Below are 3,486 nucleotides of genomic sequence, written 5' to 3'. Positions count from 1 at the left end.
TATTTATATTACCGTTATCTCAAGAAAAAAAGGTTCGTCATCTCGACTGAAGCTCAGTCCCGAATTTTCGGGAGAGAGATCTATTGCAACAGATTTAGCTTCGCTGAGCCTTCGGGTTCTCGACTGCGTTGCACTCCGCTACCATTGACGTTATTTTACATAACTACTAATAATCAACATTTTAACCGATTTTGTGTTTCCGCCCAACTAGGCCTCACCACGGTATCCCCGTTGTACTTAAACCCGGCCTAACAAATTTTTCGGGCCGCACTCATCAAGCCAACCCACTAGCTTCGAAAGAAAAATTTTCAGCCGGCATTTTTTGCTTCTTTTTGATGCCAAAAAGAAAGAGCCCTTCGGTGGCGGCGAGCCGAGGCAAGACCGCGCCTTAGGGCAAAAGAAATCAATTAAACGTCACTCATATTGATTTTTATAAAATAAATTACCCCTCGAAATGACGATATGGTTTTTGGAAACGAAAGCAAGCATTTCATCGGAAAATTCAGTCCTTCTTTCCGTTACATTCCTCGCTGCGCTGCGGGCTTTCCACTGCAATAAGGTTTATCAACTAAGGGCATTGCAACTGAAAACCAGAAACCGTTAACTGCAAATTAACTTCTAATCGCCTCTACCGGGTCTAACCTTGATGCTGAATATGCTGGCCAAAAACCAGAGATAGTGCCGATGATTATTGATATGCCAATACCTAAGGCAATATTGTTCAAGCCCAGTATAATATGAAAATCTGTGGCCGCACCAATCCCCAGGGCGAGCAGAAAGACCAGTAATAAACCCAGCAAACCACCTAAAATACAAAGCGAAATCGATTCGAATATGAATTGAAGCAGGATAAAATAGTTTTTTGCACCCAGCGATTTTTGGATGCCGATAATATTGGTACGTTCCTTAACCGATACGAACATGATATTGGCAATACTGAAACCACCAACCAGGATCGAAAACCCACCAATTACCCAACCGGCAATATTTACCATTTTAAACATCGAATCTAACTGGTTAGAAATAATGGTGGTTTTATTTAGTGCAAAATCTTCTTCCTGGCCAGGTCTGATCCTGTGGATGGAGCGCATTAAACCTTTCAATTCGCTTTCTACCTCTTCTAAATTCACATTATCCTTACCACGAACTGTAATCTGTGGACCATAACGCTCGCTTTGGATATCTAAAACACCTTTCGCAAAAGCAATCGGAATATTTACGTTTTTATCAAGAGAGGTACCTAACATATCTTCTCCTTCTTTTTTGAAAACACCAACAACAGTTAATCTTCTTCCTAAAATCTGTACCTGTTTACCTACTGGCGCACCTCCATCAAAAAGCCCGTCGGCTATATCAGAACCTAAAATACAAACAGGTGAGCCGTTTTTACTCTCATTTTCGGTAAAATACCGGCCGTCCTGAAGCTCGAAATTCCAGGTCTTATTAAAATCGTGCGATGCTGCCCATACCGAAATCCCTTCTACTGAGTTACTTCTGTATTTGATCGTCCTATCGTTAGTTGATATTTCGAATGTAACGCCTTGTGCATTTTCAATTCTCTCGCGGAGGGCTTCAAAATCGCGCAATGAAGGCTGAGGGCGGTTCATATATTTCCACCAAGGGTAATTATCACCAAAACTCCAAGGCCATTTTTGAATATAAATAGTATTGGAACCCAGTTTATCTACACTGGACTGCAATTTACCGCGAAAGGTATCTACTGCAGAGAATACAGCAATGATGGTAAAAATACCGATTGTTATAGCCAAAAGCGATAACATGGTGCGTAATTTATTCTGGCGCAACGCATCAAATGCAAAACGGAAACTCTCGCCTATTAGCCTAAAGATTATCATAATTAAAGGTTAGATGCAAAGCTTTTCAAAAGGTTACAGCTTATCTTCAAAACTAATTAATTTTATGTCTACAATGCATTAATCGCCCTGTATTATTTGATTTAAATTGATTAAAACATAATATACATAAATTGCGTTTGATAAAATACGAAAAAGAAAAATTAAATTCGTATTTTTGCACCTCAAAAAATTCATCAAGAATGAAATTATCACAATTCAAATTCAACTTACCAGAATCATTAGTAGCCAACAATCCGGCAGAACAGCGCGACGAAGCTCGCCTAATGGTTTTACATAAAGACAGCGGTAAAATTGAACATAAAATTTTTAAAGACGTTTTAGGTTATTTCGATGACAAAGACGTAATGATATTAAATAACACTAAGGTTTTCCCTGCCCGTTTATATGGCAATAAAGAGAAAACCGGTGCAACCATCGAGGTTTTCTTGCTACGTGAATTAAACAAGGAATTACGTTTATGGGATGTTTTGGTAGATCCGGCACGTAAAATCCGTGTAGGTAATAAATTATATTTTGGCGACGACGATTTATTGGTTGCTGAGGTTGTAGACAACACCACATCACGTGGCCGTACCATCCGTTTCCTATTTGAAGGTACTGACGAAGAATTTAGAAAAAACGTTGAAATTTTAGGTGAAACTCCACTTCCTAAATACATTAAACGCAAAGCTACTGCTGAAGATAAAGAACGTTATCAAACCATTTTTGCTAAGCACGAAGGTGCTGTAGCTGCTCCAACTGCTGGTTTACACTTTAGTCGTGAGTTGATGAAACGTCTTGAACTTAAAGGTATAGAATTTGCAGAAGTAACTTTACACGTTGGTTTAGGAACTTTCAGAACTGTTGAGGTTGAAGACTTAACCAAACACAAAATGGATTCTGAGCAATTTATTATCGAGCAAAAAGATGCAAACATTGTAAACAAAGCTTTAGAGGAAAAAAGAAAAATCTGCGCGGTAGGTACTACTTCAATGCGTGCTATCGAATCGGCTGTTTCTGCTAACAGAACATTAAAATCGGCTAACGATTGGACCAGTAAGTTTATCTTCCCTCCTTACGATTTCAGTATTGCAAACTCAATGATTACCAATTTCCACACCCCAGAATCTACTTTATTGATGATGGTAAGTGCATTTGGCGGATATGAGAACGTAATGAATGCTTACGAAGTTGCAGTAAAAGAAAAATATAAATTTTACAGCTATGGCGATGCCATGCTAATTATATAGATTTGAGTATTGAGATATGAGATTTGAGTTAAACCAAGTCTCATATCTCAAATCTATAATCTCACATCTTAAAACATGAAATACTACGCTATAATTGTAGCAGGCGGTTCTGGCAATCGGATGCAAACGGAARCCCCAAAACAATTTCTACTGCTCAAAAACCTTCCGGTTTTGATGCATACCATAAAAGCTTTTGCACAAAGTGATACCCAACCTAAAATTTTATTGGTTCTAAACAAAGATCAACAAGCTTACTGGACTCGGTTATGTGAGGAATTTAATTTCCATGTACCACACCAGGTTATCGATGGCGGCACCTGGACTCGGTTATGTGAGGAATTTAATTTCCATGTACCACACCAGGTTATCGATGGCGGCAC

Annotated in this window: 3 protein-coding genes; 2 read left to right on the top strand and 1 reads right to left on the bottom strand. The window is 38.8% G+C overall.

Annotated elements, in window-relative coordinates; translation table 11 throughout:
* Positions 1–611: 611 nt before the first annotated feature.
* Complete coding sequence (locus AC1DPQ_RS21630; protein WP_215127580.1) at positions 612–1,856, bottom strand: ABC transporter permease; 1,245 nt, start codon at positions 1,854–1,856, stop codon at positions 612–614.
* 200 nt (positions 1,857–2,056) lie between these two features.
* Between AC1DPQ_RS21630 and queA the strand changes: the two genes are divergently transcribed.
* Entirely contained in the window at positions 2,057–3,106 is a 1,050-nt protein-coding gene (gene queA / locus AC1DPQ_RS21625; protein WP_029278727.1) for a tRNA preQ1(34) S-adenosylmethionine ribosyltransferase-isomerase QueA, read from the top strand.
* Positions 3,107–3,181: 75 nt separating this feature from the next.
* A partial coding sequence (locus tag AC1DPQ_RS21620; RefSeq protein WP_477610835.1) for a 2-C-methyl-D-erythritol 4-phosphate cytidylyltransferase occupies positions 3,182–3,486 on the top strand: 305 nt, incomplete at its 3' end.

This window comes from Pedobacter sp. 01T416_2 (assembly GCF_056398925.1).
The sequence above is the reverse complement of the archived record's forward strand: the minus strand, read 5'-3'. Positions and strand labels throughout refer to the sequence as shown.